The sequence below is a fragment of the Anabaena sp. UHCC 0399 genome, from assembly GCF_034931465.1.
In the GTDB taxonomy this organism is placed as follows: domain Bacteria; phylum Cyanobacteriota; class Cyanobacteriia; order Cyanobacteriales; family Nostocaceae; genus Trichormus; species Trichormus minutissimus.
The window spans coordinates 1-15,722 of record NZ_JAYGGZ010000038.1; the positions used below are offsets into that span (position 1 = coordinate 1).

Below are 15,722 nucleotides of genomic sequence, written 5' to 3' on the forward strand. Positions count from 1 at the left end.
CTATTCACATACGTTATCAAATGCCATCACCAGAGGGCGGAACGCCATTGCCCCTCTCAATCAAACTAGGAAATTATGAACATAAAACAATTATTCTTAACCGCAGTGATAACAACTGCTTGCATTGTCAGCACAAACATACAAGCCAAAGCTGATACCTACCGTGCTGGGAAATTCACAGTTAACATATTCGACACTGAAAACACCAAAGTCTATGTTGGTTGTGACGATAAAGGTCAGTGCATCAGATTAGAAGATGGTACACAATGGCGTGAGAATGGTCATCGGGGTATCACTTGGGCAAATGGTGATTACTATTACTCGGTTTCTTGGAAGGAAGATTCTAATGAAGGAATGTACCTAAATATTGTCCATAAAAATAAACGAATACTCAGAGAAAAACTGGTAGCAGTTGAGGAAAACTTACCTGTAGTTTCTCTTAAATCGGCTACTTGGTGTGATGTAGTCAATATTCAATCTGGACAGTTAGCACTACGTTTTAGTCCCAATGGTAAATCTAGAGCCGGTTTAAACAATGGTAATCATTTACTACTACATAAACAGCAGGGTATTTGGGCTTATGTCACTGTGATTAGTGGAGCAAACAAAAGAGTTGAGGGTTTGAAGGGTTGGGTTAATTCCAATTATCTTTCTTGCACCAAAGAACCCATTGATTAACAAAAAAATGCCGTGGCTGACAACGCGCTATGCCAAAGACATGGCTCTTGGTGATGGGGTGCTGATTTGGAAATCTGGGGATAAGGCGGGGATATATGCCATAGCAGAGATTATCGAGTCACCCAAGATTATCACTAACCCCCCTGACATTGGCTACTGGATAGATACCAGTCGCATTGGTGTTAAACCTTGTGCCAAAATTCGCTTTACCAGCAAGCTGATAGAAAAGCCACTGCTACGCGAAGACCTCAAGCTTGACCCTGTGTTGAAAACTCTGATGGTGGTTCGTCAGCCAAACGCTACAAACTACAAAATTACACAACAGGAATGGCAACGTGTACATGAATTGAAAGGTTAGCGATCGCTCCCCAGAGAATTAAGTAAACCTTGCAACAAAATAGATATATGAGTGAACCTATTTTAGCAACAGTTTTCGCAGTTTCTAAAGTATCTGTTGAGATTTCCATAAGACTAGCTAAAGCTTTAAAACTAATAGAATCTATTGAAAGTAAACTTGACCTCTTGATGCAGGTAGAGTTTAATGCTGCTTTAAAAACACTTCATCAGGCATTAAATTCTAGTGCTTTGGATGAACAAAAGTTTGCTCTTCTTAACGATGCCAGGAATGGTTTTAATAACGCTACTTGTATTGAAAAGGGTGAGCGACTTTTTTATGCTCACTTAGGACTAGCAATTTGTCATTATTTTCTTAATGATATGAATAATGTTAAAACAGCTTTACTAGAGGCTACTAAAGTTAGTATATATAAGGATATTTATCTACAAGAAAGAAATTCATCTCTTGGTTTTAATAAATATGTTTTTGATTCCTTTATAAATAATTATAATCCTGAGAATATCTTAAACCTCGTAAAAAGTATACTTTCATATCGATTAATCTTAGAACAAAAAAAAGAAATTAATAAATACAATAAATCCAAAAGTAATTTGATAAATGATATTTACAAAAAAATCAATGCCGAAGAAAAAATGATTATTTGGGAAACAGAAGCTAATCAGCCGAGTGATGTATTTAAAACTTTAGAATCAAAATCATTGGAGTTCATAAATTTACAAAAAGAATGTCTAGAAATAATAGATAATATTTAATTTTAGTTAGCAATCACTTCATTCATCATAGACATATCTTCCTTGCATTTTTAAGGTAACAGTACAAAAACAATAGATGATAGCAAACAATATGAATGTTGCAACACAAGACATAAAAACAAAATTTAACCCGTCAGGCGAAGAACACAAGCTTGATGAAACTGCTATTGCACTAAGAAAGTCTCAACTAAAGTATTTTATAGAATTAAGAACATCTTCTTTAATCGCTTATATTCTAAATATTTATTCACATCTTGGCGTTAAATACACAAGAGACAGTATCAATGAGTGGCTGTATAAAAGAACTCAAACTGGATTTTATAAAGAATTATCTCCTAATTTACATTTAGCATACGCCGACCAGCGTGATGGACATGGAACACAACACTGGTGGACATTATATTTTGATGATACTTATAAACAAGATATTTTAAATAATATCAAATTTGAAATTGGTTATGTTAAAAGTAAAGATTTACCAAATGATAGTAATTCAGATTACGAATGGGGAGGTTTAAATTTTAGGTCAAAGGCAGAAGTCAGAATAGCACACGCCTTACATAACCAAAAAATTTTATTTTTTGCTAACAGCCGGGCTTATATGGATTTAGCTAATTTACCTATTTCTAATCTTGAAAATGGATTAAAAGAAAGAGTAGAAATAGACTTTTTAGTTTTTTATAAACAAAAGTGTATGATTTTGGAAGTTGATGGAGAACATCATCAGCAAGCACCACAAAAAACTAGAGACTACAGGAGGGATAGAGTCTTATTACGTGATGGTATTCAGACTGTTAGATTTAATGCAAGTGAGTGTTATCACCATCCTTTAGAAGTTGTTACCGAATTTTTGAATCTTTTTTAAGAGAGCTAATTTTGACACTTACACTTGCGATCGCTCCTCCCAATTCACCCGCCGTCTTGAGAAAGCTTTGTGTAGGGTAAGTTGATTTTCATTAATCACGGGTCAACAGTTCCAAGTTATGGCCATTGGGGTCGTAGAAATAAAAACCACGCCCTCCTTTTCTATGGTTAATTTCTCCTTTGTTCTGGTGCATGGGGTCACTACTATATTCCAGACCAGCTTGTTTGATTCTGACAAAGATAGTATCAAATTCTTCATCGCTGACCTGAAAAGCATAATGATGAGACTCAAATGTTTCTCTATTGTCAAAATCAAGTGTCAGAGTGTCATTAACTCGCACAGCAGCAAAATGACCAGCAACTTCGACTTTTAAACCAAAAATATGAGCAAAAAACTGTGCTGATGCTTGTTTATCATGAGCAGGAACTATAGTGTGATTCAAAGAGATTGTCATAATCTTTTGCCTTCAAAATAGTTTCTAGGTTTAACTCTAGAATGCCTTGTCAAATTTTGTTTTGCCCTCCTCATTTTGATAGTGTTTGTGCATTCTGATTTGAGTGGCAATCGCCTGGGCTGAGAGCGTAGTGTCTCGCTCCTGTTGAATTTACCCGCCGTTTGGAGGCAGTATTACTAATAATTCTTAGAGGAAAAGAGCGATCGCTACAAAGCAGGTGAATACGCAATCGCAGATTTACTATGTATTTTCTAGTATATTACTAGCCAGTTGTAGAGAAGCGATGACCGAGGCTGTAAGTTGCCTGAGAAGTTATTCTACAGCGTTGGGTCAACAACTGGCGATTTGTGACTGTTGCGTTCTGTATCTCATTTAAACGGCAATTCAGAGAGTTGTAATGCCAAATTGCCAAAACCTTTGAACATGGCACTGTAACTTCAACTTTTTCTTAGAGGAAACCCAAGCGATCGCCTAAATCAAGGGAGGAAAAGTTAAAGATGCTATACCTCACTGTGGCAACGAGAAAAAATTCACCACCAATCGTGAAAATTACTCTTGCCAATACCCTATTTCAATTTTTTTCCGAAAGCCCAATGTTCTACATGAGGACGATAAACATACCACGATTCCTGACCGTGGAGTGGTTTTTCAAACTGCACACGCCAATAATCTTTTTTTTCTTCAGATGTCGCTGGATTTTTTTCGTTATTATCGTCAAAATAATCAATGTTTATAACAGAAAATAGATCACCTTTTTTAGCACCTAACTTTTTTTCGTTTACCAAACTACTTCCTTGCACGCTCCAGTCTTGCTTAAATGTAGTTTCATTAATAACTTTTAAAATGCTTGACATTGATGTATCTCCTTTTTTCAATTTATTTCAAATTCAAGCGATCAGCTATGCCATCGCCTGGTCAAGTGGTAAAGCTGTTGGGTAGTCTTACTTACTTACTTACTTACTCACTCTAGCAATTTTTGAGCGATGGGATAACAGCCGTTTAGCGATCGCCTATGACGGGCAGTTACGCCATCGCCTAAATCAAGCGTTCCCTTCGGGATGCTACGCAAACGCGTAGCGTCCGCACCAGAGGAAAAGAGCGAACAAAGAAGGAACACCCCCAGTCCTCTACAACCTGTATATTATTTAATAAGTGTTAATTCTATCTGTATGATGCAAGATTTAGAGATACTTGACATTGTAGATGAAAGTGATTGCGTTATCGGACAAAAGAAACGCTCAGAAATATATAGTCAAGGGCTGTGCAATTTTAGAGTTGTCAATGCTTTTGTCGTTAATTCACTAGGACAACTTTGGATACCTCGCCGTTCTGCACAAAAACGAATTTTTCCCCTTTGTCTTGATGTCAGTATGGGTGGTCATGTTGAAAGCGGAGAAAGTTATGAAGATGCTCTACAACGTGAACTTAAGGAGGAATTGAATTTAAAATTAGACAATGTTGACTTTAGATTATTAGGATATTTAAGGCCACATCAGCATCAGGTTTCTGCTTTTATGAAAGTTTATGAAATTAAATTAGATGATAATCCTAATTACAATCAGAATGATTTTATTGAAAGTTTTTGGTTATCCCCTTCTGAATTAATAGAATGGTTGAATAAAGGTGAACCTGCAAAAAGTGACTTGATTAAACTTGTGCAGATGTTTTATGTAAATTAATCTCGACTATAATTAATAAAATTTTTTGTATGAAGATTCTGAACTTCCTCAAACCTAAACCAGCCCAGCCAACTATCGACAGTTACGGGCAACAAGGCTGCGGCGTTGAGCAACAGCAGATTCAATCACTGATGGAATGGTTGTTTGAAAGTCTCCTGAATGCTAGTTACTTGGGAAAGTCACATATTATTTGGTATGACAGCGACAGCCTAGACCCCAGCTTAGAACAGGTAGTTAAAAAGCTACACACCGAGGTGAGCCAGTTTTTCTGTACCGTTGTGGTGCTAGGGTTTCACCTCTGCCTACTGGGTATTACTGGCGGATGATGAATGAACACCCATCAATGCGGATTTATCAGTTAGAAGTTAAGCAGTAATTACCAAGGCGATCGCCCTATCCCATTCTTAGAGGAAAGATTTTGAGCGATCGCCCATTATTCAAGCGAGGAAAATAGCTCAAGACGTGACCAAAGACTTAGACTATTTAAGACTTATTTCAAATGTAGTACCTTTAAGTTTTGGGTTGGGATATGTTTCAACATAAGATTTAATGATTTGTTGAAAAGCATCTGCATAGGTGAATGCTACTGCTAACTGCTCCCAACTGGGAGTGCGAGAAAATTTAATTCCTCGTTCTTTAGCTGCTTTACGACAAGCACGATAAGAACCATACTGTTTGAGCAACTCGGTTTTATCAATTATTTCTAGTGTAGAAGGTAAAGCTGCAATAGGCGGTTCAGTTATCTGTAAGCTTTGCTGTTGCAGTTCATTAACAGCCACCTGTGCAACTGTGTAGATGGCGGCGGAATTATGCAACTCATGAAGCTGATTTTCCTTTAGCCCCTCTAGTAGTTGAGTAATTCGTTTTTTCCCCATGAGTTTTATTTATCTAAAAGAGAGCGACCTTGCGAAGCTTGATCAGAGTGCATTTGTGGTTTTTCTATGCGCTCTTCATCAGTGGCAACTGTACCAGGAAGGTATGTTTGAGAAATATTTGTAACTGTTAGAGATTTTGAGTCTTCCTCTTGATCATCACGCCACCACATCACAATTGCTTTGATTGCGTTTAAAAACTTCAAAAATCTGCCAGGAAAAGATAACACACCCCAGTAGGCTTTGTCTGGATTATCTACATCTGCGACAGAATCAAATGCGGCTGAAAGTTGATCCAAATATCCAGCCATTGAGCCAATTTCATGCTCTAAGTCTGTCATAATCTGCCGATTACCAGAAGCAAGCTGTTCTTTTTCTAATTTAAGTTGGTTTATTAAAACTTGTAGACGTTCTACATCTGTTTTTATCCGCAAGGCAGACTGTTTATGCTCTTCATTTCTGCGGAGTAGTTGCGAACGGCTACGATTTGTAAAAATTAGACAGTCTCGCATTTCTTTATACAATTTATCTGCATCAGCATTACTTATGCTTTCAATTGTCTTGGGAAACTCTGTAGCGGAGCGAAAACGCGCAGACGATTGATTTTGACCAGTCATAATGTTATTAAACTAATTATGATGTTATTTCACGGCAAAACGTACTTTTAAGCACTGTAGGCTAAAAGTATTGATGAGATGTAAAAGTTGCAATCTTAAAGAACAGCAGTAAATATACGTAAATATATCATTTTTACACCATAAAAGTGTTTACTAGACGGTGGCACTGCAAGACTGTGAATAAAAAACGGCGTGGCTGATTATTGTACTGTAGCAAATTTAACCTTAAAATGTAAGTTATTCGGTAAAAGGCGATCGCCCCTTCACACCCCAAACTCTGCTAAAATCCCTTTATTCAATACAGCAACTACCATGTTTGGCAAAGGATTTGGGCAACCCCAACCCACTAAAATCGATAAGCTAGTTGAATCTGCGGTGAGCTATTGCCAAAAGCGACACCCAGAAGCATTAGACCAAATTTTTGATAATCTGCCTGTAAAGCTCAACAAACAGGTATTAGATGGTACAGTTGCCGCTTTAGAAACAGACATTGATGCCTTAAGTTGGCTGTGTGGTTACTTTGCATCCGAAATTAACCGCAGTGAGGACAACCAGAAGCCTCGCCATTCTATTGCAAAACTTAGTAAATTGCTCATTACATCGGGGATGAAACCTTTCTGTGATTTTGCCCCTTACCCTGGTTGTCGCATTGTCATACTCGATACTGATAAGTTTGAATCGCTACCAGAGGAAGTTCAAACCATAGTGCAGCAAGCTTTTAATGTAACGGAACAGTCTGGTGAAGAAGCACAACGGATAAATGATGCCTTGCTGCAAGAACTAACCGTGACCTAAGAATAGTGAATAGATGCGATCACTTCCCCAACCATGACCAACATCCACAACCTGGGCATAACTGATACTGAATACGCCCAGTTACTAGCCCAAGGCTACGACCCCAACCTAGAATACCAGTTGATAGAGCTTGGCGAAAGCTCAGAGCAAGCCAGGAAACTAGCGCGAGTAGTGGGATTGACACAAGACAAACCACCAGAGACTGACGAGGAATGGGAAGAATTTATGACAGTTTGGGAGGATTAGTTTTGAGGTAAACGATGGTCTACGACCGACCGTAGGTCATCGCACTATTGAATTAACAGATTAATCATCTGGAAACTGCCAAGATGAAATAATTTCTACATCTTTGCTACCACACTTAATACAAGTAGCATCAAATTCTGAATCCATCCATTCATAGCCGCAAGCACGGCAGTGACAGAAAATATTATTGCGGTTGGCATCTTTTATACCTTCATGCCATTGCTGTAGTTGGTCAGGATTTTGAAAAGGTAAATTATCAGACATTGTAATTACCACAAAACATTTTACTTAAACGGTTGTCCCCACCGCTCCCAATTTTCTTTGTTAAAAGGCGATCGCCACTTTTGAATCAGGCTCAACTCCAACTCTTGCCGTGCGCGTCGGGCTGTGGGTGCATCCCACCAAAACGCCGCGTTGACTGCTGTCTTCATCTCATAGCGATGATGCAGGTCTTGGTAACTAGCAATGTAATCCTTGCAGGCGTGAATCCCTTTCCATCGCTTGTTACTTTTGCAAGTTTCCCCCACGTACAAAATCAAGTCAGCCGCCGAGTCAAGGATGAAATACAAACACGCTTCCCCTGGGCTATCAGTGGGCATTCTCCAGAACGAAAGCGATCGCACCTGTAACTGCAATGGATCAATCCTGTCTGGGTCGCAGTGCTTAGGGGCTAAGTCAAACAGTGTTGCTTGCTGTACTGGCTTGGTTTCCCTCACCCGTTGCTGATGTTCTAAAATCTCCGCTTTCCACTTCAGCAGTGCATCAGCACTCATCACCAGTGTTTCTGCTCTAGGTGCTGGTGTCGGTTTAATATCTGAAAATAGGTTTAGCTGATTTACTTCCAAGGTATTACGGCTAGCTTATCAACTTGTAGATTATCCCCTAGAACTGACTTTTTGCGATAGCGCAAGCGATGACTTGTCAGTTCACTATCACCTGTGACCTGGACATCAACGACGAGGAAGGTGAAAGCTAACCCGTAGCCTTTAATAGCCCTCAACTAGCCCTTGGGTGCTTCTGCTTTCTCTTTTAATTCTTAGTTTTAGTTTAGCCTATGTCTAAAATCGTTTTTCCATTTCACTACCTAATTTACAGAAGATCGGGTGTTGACTGGTTTGTGAAAGAAAACGGGAGAGTTTTTTACAACCCCACTGACGAGCCTACGCAGTTAACCAATAGAGCCGAACAATTTGGCACAACGGATCAAAATGTAGCCATCGAATTATTCCGCATTAATGGCGGTAAGCCTGGGTATTATTTAGCAAACCTGCGAGATAAAAAATACTACTACTGCGGTCAAAAATGGGAAGATGTCAAAGCCAAGCTAAGAGAATTAGGTATTGGTAGAGATGAACCAAGTTCCTCTTGACGCAAAGAATTTTTGCTTTGAGCGTAGTTTACCGCCGTAGACATCGCTCTACACCGTCGCTAAGAAATTTACTCGTATTAATTTACTCGTATTAATTTACACAATTTCCATTTATGTTCTAAGATGACGAGGAAACGAGGAAAGCACTGGTTTATCCCCGGCTTGGGAACTCAAGAAGCGTTGACGTAACCGCCCACCATAGGTAATCGCTTGCTCTTAAACTACTTATGAAACATCACATTTGCGACTTGGAAGCGACAAGAGAATGGCTCACCCTTGAATCGATTGATTACATTGTCGAATGTTTGGAAGCTTGCAAATCACTAGAAATGGTGGCTGATTTACGGGCAATCTTCCCCAGGGCTGCGCTACGCTCGGCAAGCATTAAGGTAAGTGAGGCACAACGTCAAATGATTTGCGGCTGGTTACAGGTGTTGAATCAAGAGGAGAAAGCTGCATAGTTTTTTTCTTAGAGGAAAAGCGATCGCTTACAGATTTTTGGTTCATATTTAAGTTATTCAAATCTGAAGACTGTTGCCATCATCTACATGAATACTCAAATAAGCTCTAATTCTCTAGATATTTACTCGGTTTTAAGTCAGACTCAACGCTTGCGAGTTAGTGATGGAGAGATTAAACCCATTTTAGATGGCTGCACCAATACTTCACAGTTGCTCGTACTTATTTGGTCGCAGTTGGGAGATTTTGATAATTTAGAATATGCTTGGTGGCTGCAAAAAGAAAAAGAGAAAATTGAAGCCAGAGGCATCACAATTCGAGCTATTGGCATTGGAAACCGTAATTCAGGAATCAAGTTTTGTGAATATACCGGATTTCCTCAAGAATGGTTGTTTTTGGATGCAAAAGCAGAAATAAACGCTTTGTTAGGTCTTTATCGCGGATTATCTATACAATTTCCCATGCTATCAACTTCACAAACAGCTTGGCTGAATTTAATGCTCATGTGTGCTGGGATTGGTAGCCCAGGAACTTTGAAGGAAGTTTTTCGGGGTTATAAGGGCGACAAGAAAGCACCGCAGTTAATTGCTGATGAGGAAGTTGTGAAAGGTACGCCTTTACCACCAATCAAAGGTTCATTTTTCAAAGCGGCTGGAGGAAAAGGCTTTCAGCGTCCTTTTGAACTAGCAACCCTGCGCTTGCGAAACATGACCGAAGTTTTGAGCAACTGGAATACTTATGTACCAGATTCATCTTATTTGACACAACGGGGAGGAACTTTTCTATTTGATTCTCAAGGTAAATTAATTTACGAACATCGCGATCGCGGTATTCTGGGTTTTGCTGAAAATATGAGCAATCCCTTATCTTTTTTGTATAAATAATTCATTTACCACTGCTGCTAATCTTGCCGCGATCACCTGTGCTTTTTCAAGCGAGGAAATTTGTAGTATGCGATCGCCGATTCTTCTAATTTCCAGCCAAGAACACTTGAAATAGTTCTGATGTTTTCGCCTTGAGTGCTGAAATCGCCTCTTCTAAAGTTTCACAAGGATCTGTATTGACTAGATGAGCGTCCCCCACATCAGCACTTGACCACAGATAGCTGTGTAGTCCTACAGTTAAACATCCTTGCCATTTATCCTCATAATTAGTATCCAGTGTGATAAAAAACCGCCGTGGTATTATTAGTTCTTCGGTCTTAATTTCAAACTTTCCCCACACCGAAAAGCCAAAATACTCACCGTTTTTTTCATTGTTGTATTCCCAGTTGGTGAAGTTGGGAAAAGCAACTTTAACCCGCTCTAAAACTTGTTGGATTTCCAGTTCTTTTAATAACATTGCATTCATCCTAACTCATCCCTGTTTTAGCTCGTAGTGCAATTTTGGACGATTTGCTACTCGAATTACACCTACAAAGGCAGCACTACAGAGCCTTGAAGCTATTTTTCTACAGTTAATTAGAAATAATTCTTGAGGTGCGATCACACGGTAGCAAATTTTCATAAATTCATTTCCATACCCCTGCTTTTGTTGCTATGCCTATCTTCTGTGCTTCTTCAAAAGACAACTGGTTTGGGCATCCTACCCTTGATTTCCGCGTTTTCGCCAATCCACTTTTGAGCAATTCTTCCTGAAAGCTGATATCAGCCTCTCCCGTACCGTAAGCCATCACTTCAGCAACAGTGTATTCATCACTATCTTTTTCCACTGGGATGATCATCACCTGATTTTCAGCCGCCGCTACTAGCGATATAAGTTTTTCTTTGGCTTGGTTGTCTAATGCTGCAACAATACCGCAAAGACAAACATTCATTTGTTGACCATCTGTCTGCCGAACAGTAATAGTTTCTCCATCTAACACTTGTGTAACTATCCAACCCTCGGTCAATGCAACAGATTGCCTGTTAGCTTTGTAGACAATCAAAATAGCAATGATAACGACTCCAGCGATCGCACCCAAGATAATTCCTGTTCTTCCTGGTGAACTCATTAGTGGCAAATTATACAACGAGCTACAATTCTAACCGCATTTCCTACAATTCATCCTTGAGCCACTCCAACCCCGTCCGCAATGCCGCCGCCGGACTGTAGTACAGCTTCTGTTCTCCAAATATGCCCCCTGTGCGGCTGATGATGCGGAACTGCCAACATTGTCCGGGGGTGTAGAAGACAATTAGGACACTTCCATTGATGCAGAGAACTTCAGCAACTCTGATATTGGGCATGGGTTAGCCAGAGGTTGTTGCATCTGCAATTGTCTCTGATTTTTTCCTTACATACTACAAATTCTCAACATTCGTTTGAAACGCCTTGTAAATAACAGCTGCGTATGAACGCAAACACAGGGAAACAAGCCTGCGATGTGCGGACTGTTTGTATGCGATCTCTACATCAACTAACTCAATGCAAAAGTATTCGCTCACTCAATCAAGCCCAAATGTCGGTGAAATGCTTCTACAGCATTTGCCACACCATCTTCATTCCGAATCTTCTCCCCTAACTCTTGTGCTTTCAAGCGCATCAACTCATCACCCAGCACGACCTTAATCGCTGCGGCTAAAGTCTCTTCTGATACTTTCTTATACGGTATTGGTGCAGGACTTATCCCCAGCCTCATAGGTGTCTGCAAGGTCAATAAACCAGTATCCTGTCGCATACATCCAGCTAGGCCAGTCCTTTGGTCTAGGAATTATGTAGACTCGTTGAACCAAGAATCCCCTGCCTTTTCAAGCAAGTGAGCGAAAGCGTTCACGCAGAGTACTGTAGGCAAACTTGGTGATTGCTGGGGAGTCTCAAATGAGAACTAAACCCATACATTGCTTAATTACTTAATGTCAAATTATACAATCTAGCTGCACAACAGCTTATCCCGGCTGTACCCCACTAACGTACATTCATCTAACACCCCCAAGAGACTCCCGCCACATCCGCAAGGGTTAGCGGCGGGAGGATGTCAAGTTCAATTGCTACTTGAACGCGGAAGATTATTTTTTCGGCACAGAAATATTCAATGCCATTTTAACCCGTGCAAAAAGTTGAGGCAGATATTTATAGAATCGCCCATCTCGCAGAAACATTGCATCGATGGTACAGCTACCACAGTGTTCTCCAGGGGGAGAAACTGCAAGCGATAGTACAGATGCGTCTGATACACCAGCCCAGGGTAAGTGTCCGACAGGAGCTTGCAGTGAATAATTGAGTTCGGATTCATTCAGCCAGTCGCTGCTGATAAAATCGTTTTCGGTTCGAGGAAATTTGAGTTTCCAACCGACGCGATCGCGAAAGGTATTGGCGGCAGTTTCGGAATTGTTCGGATGAGATGCTATTACCTTTTGCCAAATCTTTGCTTGGACACTGAGTCCAAACCTTCCATCACTAGCTACTAACCAAGCTCGATCAATCTCTTGAATTAAATCTAGAGGTATGGTGGCAGCGTTAGGTCCAAAGAGGTCTTTTTGAGGTGATAAGAGACGGCGGGTTTCTTGATCGGCAGCACTCCAGTTTTTAGAATTGAGGAACTGCTGGAGTTTTGCTGTTGCTTTGGTTGTGGTTGTTCCACTACCAGCAGAATTTTTAGTTGTGATATGTCGCTCTAACAAATTAATGATTTGGGTTTTATTAAGTTGTCGAGCTAAGTCTAGAGCAGTCTTACCTTGCTTATCTTTGAGGTCAAACCTAGCATTTTTACTGAGAAATAGTGTTACCAATTCCGGACCAAAGAAACTTTGTTCCTCCAATACTGCTTGGTGCAGAGGTGTTCTTCCTAAATTATCTTGAACATTTAAATCTGCATTAGCCGCAACCAGTTGTCGAGCCACTTCCAGGTTGACATCATACAGAGGGGTTTTACCTTCAGCATCTTGCAAATTAACTTTTGCTTTTCGATCCAGCAGCAGTTTAATCAAAGAAGGTTGGAAACGATGCACATGGAGAGGAGTTTGTCCCTGAGCATTGCGGAGATTAACATCAACTCCCCGATCGAGTAGGAGTTGTAGTACTGTGGGGTTAATATCCTGAGAGTGAATTACAGCCCCTTGACGATTTTGGATAGTTAGATCCGCGCCTGCTTCGATTAGTTTCTTGGCGATTTCTAGATGAGATGCTCCGTAGTGCAGTGGTGTCCAGTTTTGATTGCTACGGGCATTTATATCCGCACCACTGCGAATCAATAGCTCGGTAATATCTGCTTTTCCTGAATTGGGAACAAGATGTAGCGGTGTCATTTGCTCCTGATTTCTAGCATTAACCTTAGCACCCCCATCTATCAAAAGTTTGATTACAGCAGCCGTTTTTTCACCAAAAACATTATGGAGTGGGGTAGTACCACTTTGGTTGCGGACATTGACCTTTGCTCCTCTACTCAGAAGTAATCGCGCATTTTTCTCAGATTTTCCTAAATAATGTAGGGGAGTATCTCCTTTCCCATCCTTGGCATTTACATTTACCCCAGTTTGGATTAAACGCTCAGCCAGTGATTCGTCTGTGGATAGTAAAAAGTTGAGCGGTAGCAACTTTTCACCAAAGATATCGCAGGGTTGATTCAGATTACCTCCTTCGGCGATCGCCTTACCTAAAGCTACTGATAAATCGGGAGCAGCACCGAAGGGACTAAATTTTTCCGATAATACTTTGCAAAAAGGAGAGATGGAATTAGAGGTTTTCTTTGGTATCTTAGATTCAACAGCAAATGGTATCATTACCATTGTTCCCAAAGCAGTAAGGGAAATCAGAAAAATTGTCTTGAAGAGATAACGAGATGATTTGTAGTTAATTTTCGTCATTATGATGTGATTTCCTTATTTCCTATAAAAGATTTATAAATTATTAATGCAGCTATTCCCCAAATATTCCCCAAACTCCGATTGTGAGAAAAACAGAGAACGCAAATCGGACATTATCAAAAGATTCGATGCAACTTTCTGTAATCTCTCCATTTTGATAATATCGAAGTAAATATCAACATTGCGATAGAAATTACTTTTATATTTTTACTCATACAAAGTATTAATAGAGCAAAGCGAATTACATAATGGATAAGACTCTTAGTTTAATAATTTAGTTGCTGACTTATAAATATTCGTGTCTGCCATGTGATAAGCCCAGTTTGTTAGCGGGGTGTAGATGATTACATCAGTTCCTTGGCAAGCTTCCCAGCCCGACTCTAATTGTTGATTAAATAGCTCTTCGCTCACCAAAGGAATTAGAGTTTTTAACTGGTATAGCAAAAATCACTCATGTTCAGTCGATGGCAAAAATTTTACCCAAGTCCAAAATTTAGAAATTCCTGAAACTAGTTTAATTGTGTATCTGAAAAAGTTTGGGCAAGTGAAAGTATTTCGGAGAAGTTTCAAAAACGAAGCCTCAAGATATTACATCATGTATATACCTGACAAAGATGCACTACTTTTAATTTGTGGCATTGCTGCATTACTTCTGCGTCCTCCACTCAATCTTGTACTCTCGTTCCACCGCCCCCAGCAGTTTCGCCTGCAACGATGACAGATAAGGCTTCGCTTGCTTCCCCAACCCTTGCAACAGCCAATCTACTGCGGGGTCACGTCCGCCCACTTCATACAACCGCCGCAGCCGCATACATAACTGCTCCATGAATTTGCAATCTTCTTCCAGTAATTCCAGGGACTTCAGATGTTCTACTTTTGCTGTGTAATCACCATCCCCACACTGTATAGTACAACTGTATTCTCCAACGTGAGTCACCACACCCCAACAGCCGCTTTTCCCCCGCAACTCTGGATTATCTTTGGGCTGAAGTATGCAGATTTCTCCCACTCGGTAGGGATTGGGGACTTTAGTTTTCTCTCGGATTCTGTCTACAACATCCTTGACTACCCGACCTGAAGGAACTTTCCCGCCAGCTTGGTCTACTGCCTGCTCCCAAACGCTGGCTTGCTTATTCGGTTCTAACTCGGCTTTAGCTAACGGGCGTAATTGACGTTCATTGGTCGGCATTGGAATTTGCCGACCAATGGTCGGCAAAAATTTCTGAATATTTTCATATACCTCAGTAGCCGAAATCTTCAAGTACGCCGCATCACGACTATATCCAAATCTGTCTTTGCAATATTCCTCAAATGTTCGGTGTGTGGAACGGTACAATCTGCGATCGCGTAACTCCATCAACGCCTTCCCCGCCTCATAGAATGCCCTTTCGACTTTTCGCTCCAAGTGCAGGCGATCGCTTTCTTCTTCGGTGGTCAACTCTGGTACTTCGACCGCCGCCACATCAATAGTGACTGATTGCAGATTATCCTTTGTCGGTTTTGGCTGCTTACGAGATGGAGGTTTGTTCATTGTTCCACCTCTTGCGTAAAGGTGGTTGAACCAGTATTTAGTTGTATGATCATGGCAAGTAATCTTATTTTACCTACTCCCCATCCTTTTACTGAGGTTGGGGTTTTTATTCTGTTTCTATCTTTGCATTTATGAGTGTTTGCAGATTTACTCGACCGAACAAATTATCTTGTTTTCACCACTTGTTAAATTCGCTCCAATCCAACACTATAAATGGGTCATTAAACCAATTCGCAATGGACTAACGTCCCGCTACGCTAACG

General features: G+C 40.3%; 25 protein-coding genes. 11 read left to right on the forward strand and 14 right to left on the reverse strand.

Annotated elements, in window-relative coordinates:
- Positions 1–75 precede the first annotated feature (75 nt).
- The 4 genes from VB693_RS19370 to VB693_RS19385 all read left to right on the forward strand — a co-directional run bounded on the left by VB693_RS19370 (position 76) and on the right by VB693_RS19385 (position 2,653).
- Complete coding sequence (locus VB693_RS19370; RefSeq protein ID WP_323267665.1) at positions 76–678, forward strand: hypothetical protein; 603 nt, start codon at positions 76–78, stop codon at positions 676–678.
- Positions 679–685: 7 nt separating this feature from the next.
- Complete coding sequence (locus tag VB693_RS19375) at positions 686–1,036, forward strand: EVE domain-containing protein (RefSeq protein ID WP_323267666.1); 351 nt, start codon at positions 686–688, stop codon at positions 1,034–1,036.
- Positions 1,037–1,083: 47 nt separating this feature from the next.
- Complete coding sequence (locus VB693_RS19380) at positions 1,084–1,788, forward strand: hypothetical protein (protein WP_323267667.1); 705 nt, start codon at positions 1,084–1,086, stop codon at positions 1,786–1,788.
- Between the two features lie 91 nt (positions 1,789–1,879).
- Positions 1,880–2,653, forward strand: coding sequence for a DUF559 domain-containing protein (locus VB693_RS19385; RefSeq protein WP_323267668.1), 774 nt, complete (start codon positions 1,880–1,882; stop codon positions 2,651–2,653).
- A gap of 91 nt (positions 2,654–2,744) precedes the next feature.
- Here VB693_RS19385 and VB693_RS19390 read toward each other — a convergent pair whose 3' ends face one another.
- From VB693_RS19390 to VB693_RS19400, 3 genes are all read right to left on the reverse strand, one after another.
- Positions 2,745–3,107 (reverse strand): VOC family protein, encoded by a 363-nt coding sequence (locus tag VB693_RS19390; RefSeq protein WP_323267669.1) that lies wholly within the window; start codon positions 3,105–3,107, stop codon positions 2,745–2,747.
- Between the two features lie 566 nt (positions 3,108–3,673).
- Positions 3,674–3,961 (reverse strand): hypothetical protein, encoded by a 288-nt coding sequence (locus tag VB693_RS19395; protein ID WP_323267670.1) that lies wholly within the window; start codon positions 3,959–3,961, stop codon positions 3,674–3,676.
- A gap of 107 nt (positions 3,962–4,068) precedes the next feature.
- Positions 4,069–4,224 carry a hypothetical protein gene (locus VB693_RS19400; protein WP_323267671.1) on the reverse strand — a complete coding sequence of 52 codons (156 nt, stop codon included), beginning with the start codon at positions 4,222–4,224 and terminating at the stop codon, positions 4,069–4,071.
- Positions 4,225–4,276: 52 nt separating this feature from the next.
- On the opposite strand from VB693_RS19400, the gene VB693_RS19405 reads away from it, so the two are divergent.
- Together VB693_RS19405 and VB693_RS19410 are read left to right on the forward strand one after the other, a co-directional pair.
- Positions 4,277–4,786 carry an NUDIX hydrolase gene (locus tag VB693_RS19405; RefSeq protein WP_323267672.1) on the forward strand — a complete coding sequence of 170 codons (510 nt, stop codon included), beginning with the start codon at positions 4,277–4,279 and terminating at the stop codon, positions 4,784–4,786.
- Positions 4,787–4,815: 29 nt separating this feature from the next.
- Positions 4,816–5,112: a hypothetical protein gene (locus tag VB693_RS19410; protein ID WP_323267673.1), complete on the forward strand. Its 297-nt coding sequence runs from the start codon at positions 4,816–4,818 to the stop codon at positions 5,110–5,112.
- Positions 5,113–5,265: 153 nt separating this feature from the next.
- Here the strand turns inward: VB693_RS19410 and VB693_RS19415 are convergent, their stop codons facing one another.
- Together VB693_RS19415 and VB693_RS19420 are read right to left on the reverse strand one after the other, a co-directional pair.
- Positions 5,266–5,661, reverse strand: a complete 396-nt coding sequence (locus VB693_RS19415; protein ID WP_323267674.1) for a hypothetical protein — start codon at positions 5,659–5,661, stop codon at positions 5,266–5,268.
- Between the two features lie 5 nt (positions 5,662–5,666).
- Positions 5,667–6,275 (reverse strand): hypothetical protein, encoded by a 609-nt coding sequence (locus VB693_RS19420; RefSeq protein WP_323267675.1) that lies wholly within the window; start codon positions 6,273–6,275, stop codon positions 5,667–5,669.
- Between the two features lie 192 nt (positions 6,276–6,467).
- On the opposite strand from VB693_RS19420, the gene VB693_RS19425 reads away from it, so the two are divergent.
- Positions 6,468–7,070 carry a hypothetical protein gene (locus VB693_RS19425; RefSeq protein ID WP_323267676.1) on the forward strand — a complete coding sequence of 201 codons (603 nt, stop codon included), beginning with the start codon at positions 6,468–6,470 and terminating at the stop codon, positions 7,068–7,070.
- A gap of 33 nt (positions 7,071–7,103) precedes the next feature.
- Entirely contained in the window at positions 7,104–7,316 is a 213-nt protein-coding gene (locus VB693_RS19430) for a hypothetical protein (protein ID WP_323267677.1), read from the forward strand.
- A gap of 60 nt (positions 7,317–7,376) precedes the next feature.
- Here the strand turns inward: VB693_RS19430 and VB693_RS19435 are convergent, their stop codons facing one another.
- Positions 7,377–7,580 (reverse strand): hypothetical protein, encoded by a 204-nt coding sequence (locus VB693_RS19435; protein WP_323267678.1) that lies wholly within the window; start codon positions 7,578–7,580, stop codon positions 7,377–7,379.
- Positions 7,581–7,600: 20 nt separating this feature from the next.
- A complete protein-coding gene (locus VB693_RS19440; protein ID WP_323267721.1) occupies positions 7,601–8,089 on the reverse strand; it encodes a GIY-YIG nuclease family protein in 489 nt (162 codons plus the stop codon).
- A 344-nt stretch (positions 8,090–8,433) separates the two neighbouring features.
- Between VB693_RS19440 and VB693_RS19445 the strand changes: the two genes are divergently transcribed.
- The 3 genes from VB693_RS19445 (at position 8,434) to VB693_RS19455 (ending at position 10,028) form a co-directional block, all read left to right on the forward strand.
- A complete protein-coding gene (locus VB693_RS19445; RefSeq protein WP_416233405.1) occupies positions 8,434–8,685 on the forward strand; it encodes a hypothetical protein in 252 nt (83 codons plus the stop codon).
- Positions 8,686–8,912: 227 nt separating this feature from the next.
- Positions 8,913–9,146, forward strand: a complete 234-nt coding sequence (locus VB693_RS19450; protein WP_323267680.1) for a hypothetical protein — start codon at positions 8,913–8,915, stop codon at positions 9,144–9,146.
- Between the two features lie 87 nt (positions 9,147–9,233).
- Positions 9,234–10,028: a peroxiredoxin-like family protein gene (locus VB693_RS19455; protein WP_323267681.1), complete on the forward strand. Its 795-nt coding sequence runs from the start codon at positions 9,234–9,236 to the stop codon at positions 10,026–10,028.
- Positions 10,029–10,113: 85 nt separating this feature from the next.
- On the opposite strand, the gene VB693_RS19460 is transcribed toward VB693_RS19455, so the two are convergent.
- The 7 genes from VB693_RS19460 to VB693_RS19490 all read right to left on the reverse strand — a co-directional run bounded on the left by VB693_RS19460 (position 10,114) and on the right by VB693_RS19490 (position 15,459).
- Positions 10,114–10,494, reverse strand: coding sequence for a hypothetical protein (locus tag VB693_RS19460; protein ID WP_323267682.1), 381 nt, complete (start codon positions 10,492–10,494; stop codon positions 10,114–10,116).
- A gap of 160 nt (positions 10,495–10,654) precedes the next feature.
- Positions 10,655–11,137 (reverse strand): thermonuclease family protein, encoded by a 483-nt coding sequence (locus VB693_RS19465; RefSeq protein WP_323267683.1) that lies wholly within the window; start codon positions 11,135–11,137, stop codon positions 10,655–10,657.
- A gap of 43 nt (positions 11,138–11,180) precedes the next feature.
- A complete protein-coding gene (locus tag VB693_RS19470; protein ID WP_323267684.1) occupies positions 11,181–11,372 on the reverse strand; it encodes a hypothetical protein in 192 nt (63 codons plus the stop codon).
- A 194-nt stretch (positions 11,373–11,566) separates the two neighbouring features.
- Positions 11,567–11,803 carry a hypothetical protein gene (locus VB693_RS19475; protein WP_323267685.1) on the reverse strand — a complete coding sequence of 79 codons (237 nt, stop codon included), beginning with the start codon at positions 11,801–11,803 and terminating at the stop codon, positions 11,567–11,569.
- Positions 11,804–12,131: 328 nt separating this feature from the next.
- On the reverse strand, positions 12,132–13,928 hold the full coding sequence (locus VB693_RS19480; RefSeq protein WP_323267686.1) for an ankyrin repeat domain-containing protein: 1,797 nt from the start codon (positions 13,926–13,928) through the stop codon (positions 12,132–12,134).
- A 261-nt stretch (positions 13,929–14,189) separates the two neighbouring features.
- The gene (locus tag VB693_RS19485; protein ID WP_323267687.1) at positions 14,190–14,372 is read right to left on the reverse strand and encodes a hypothetical protein; all 183 of its coding nucleotides are present in this window, start codon (positions 14,370–14,372) and stop codon (positions 14,190–14,192) included.
- 202 nt (positions 14,373–14,574) lie between these two features.
- A complete protein-coding gene (locus VB693_RS19490) occupies positions 14,575–15,459 on the reverse strand; it encodes a hypothetical protein (protein ID WP_323267688.1) in 885 nt (294 codons plus the stop codon).
- Positions 15,460–15,722: the final 263 nt, after the last annotated feature.

Bases quoted from the DNA above. Each gene is read 5' to 3' on its own strand.
- VB693_RS19420 (WP_323267675.1), bottom strand. From the start codon at position 6,275: ATGACTGGTCAAAATCAATCGTCTGCGCGTTTTCGCTCCGCTACAGAG.
- VB693_RS19430 (WP_323267677.1), top strand. From the start codon at position 7,104: ATGACCAACATCCACAACCTGGGCATAACTGATACTGAATACGCCCAG.
- VB693_RS19375 (WP_323267666.1), top strand. From the start codon at position 686: ATGCCGTGGCTGACAACGCGCTATGCCAAAGACATGGCTCTTGGTGAT.
- VB693_RS19370 (WP_323267665.1), top strand. From the start codon at position 76: ATGAACATAAAACAATTATTCTTAACCGCAGTGATAACAACTGCTTGC.
- VB693_RS19475 (WP_323267685.1), bottom strand. From the start codon at position 11,803: ATGCGACAGGATACTGGTTTATTGACCTTGCAGACACCTATGAGGCTG.
- VB693_RS19395 (WP_323267670.1), bottom strand. From the start codon at position 3,961: ATGTCAAGCATTTTAAAAGTTATTAATGAAACTACATTTAAGCAAGAC.
- VB693_RS19435 (WP_323267678.1), bottom strand. From the start codon at position 7,580: ATGTCTGATAATTTACCTTTTCAAAATCCTGACCAACTACAGCAATGG.
- VB693_RS19465 (WP_323267683.1), bottom strand. From the start codon at position 11,137: ATGAGTTCACCAGGAAGAACAGGAATTATCTTGGGTGCGATCGCTGGA.
- VB693_RS19410 (WP_323267673.1), top strand. From the start codon at position 4,816: ATGAAGATTCTGAACTTCCTCAAACCTAAACCAGCCCAGCCAACTATC.
- VB693_RS19470 (WP_323267684.1), bottom strand. From the start codon at position 11,372: ATGCCCAATATCAGAGTTGCTGAAGTTCTCTGCATCAATGGAAGTGTC.
- VB693_RS19450 (WP_323267680.1), top strand. From the start codon at position 8,913: ATGAAACATCACATTTGCGACTTGGAAGCGACAAGAGAATGGCTCACC.
- VB693_RS19480 (WP_323267686.1), bottom strand. From the start codon at position 13,928: ATGACGAAAATTAACTACAAATCATCTCGTTATCTCTTCAAGACAATT.
- VB693_RS19415 (WP_323267674.1), bottom strand. From the start codon at position 5,661: ATGGGGAAAAAACGAATTACTCAACTACTAGAGGGGCTAAAGGAAAAT.
- VB693_RS19440 (WP_323267721.1), bottom strand. From the start codon at position 8,089: ATGAGTGCTGATGCACTGCTGAAGTGGAAAGCGGAGATTTTAGAACAT.
- VB693_RS19405 (WP_323267672.1), top strand. From the start codon at position 4,277: ATGATGCAAGATTTAGAGATACTTGACATTGTAGATGAAAGTGATTGC.
- VB693_RS19490 (WP_323267688.1), bottom strand. From the start codon at position 15,459: ATGAACAAACCTCCATCTCGTAAGCAGCCAAAACCGACAAAGGATAAT.
- VB693_RS19455 (WP_323267681.1), top strand. From the start codon at position 9,234: ATGAATACTCAAATAAGCTCTAATTCTCTAGATATTTACTCGGTTTTA.
- VB693_RS19460 (WP_323267682.1), bottom strand. From the start codon at position 10,494: ATGAATGCAATGTTATTAAAAGAACTGGAAATCCAACAAGTTTTAGAG.
- VB693_RS19380 (WP_323267667.1), top strand. From the start codon at position 1,084: ATGAGTGAACCTATTTTAGCAACAGTTTTCGCAGTTTCTAAAGTATCT.
- VB693_RS19390 (WP_323267669.1), bottom strand. From the start codon at position 3,107: ATGACAATCTCTTTGAATCACACTATAGTTCCTGCTCATGATAAACAA.
- VB693_RS19385 (WP_323267668.1), top strand. From the start codon at position 1,880: ATGAATGTTGCAACACAAGACATAAAAACAAAATTTAACCCGTCAGGC.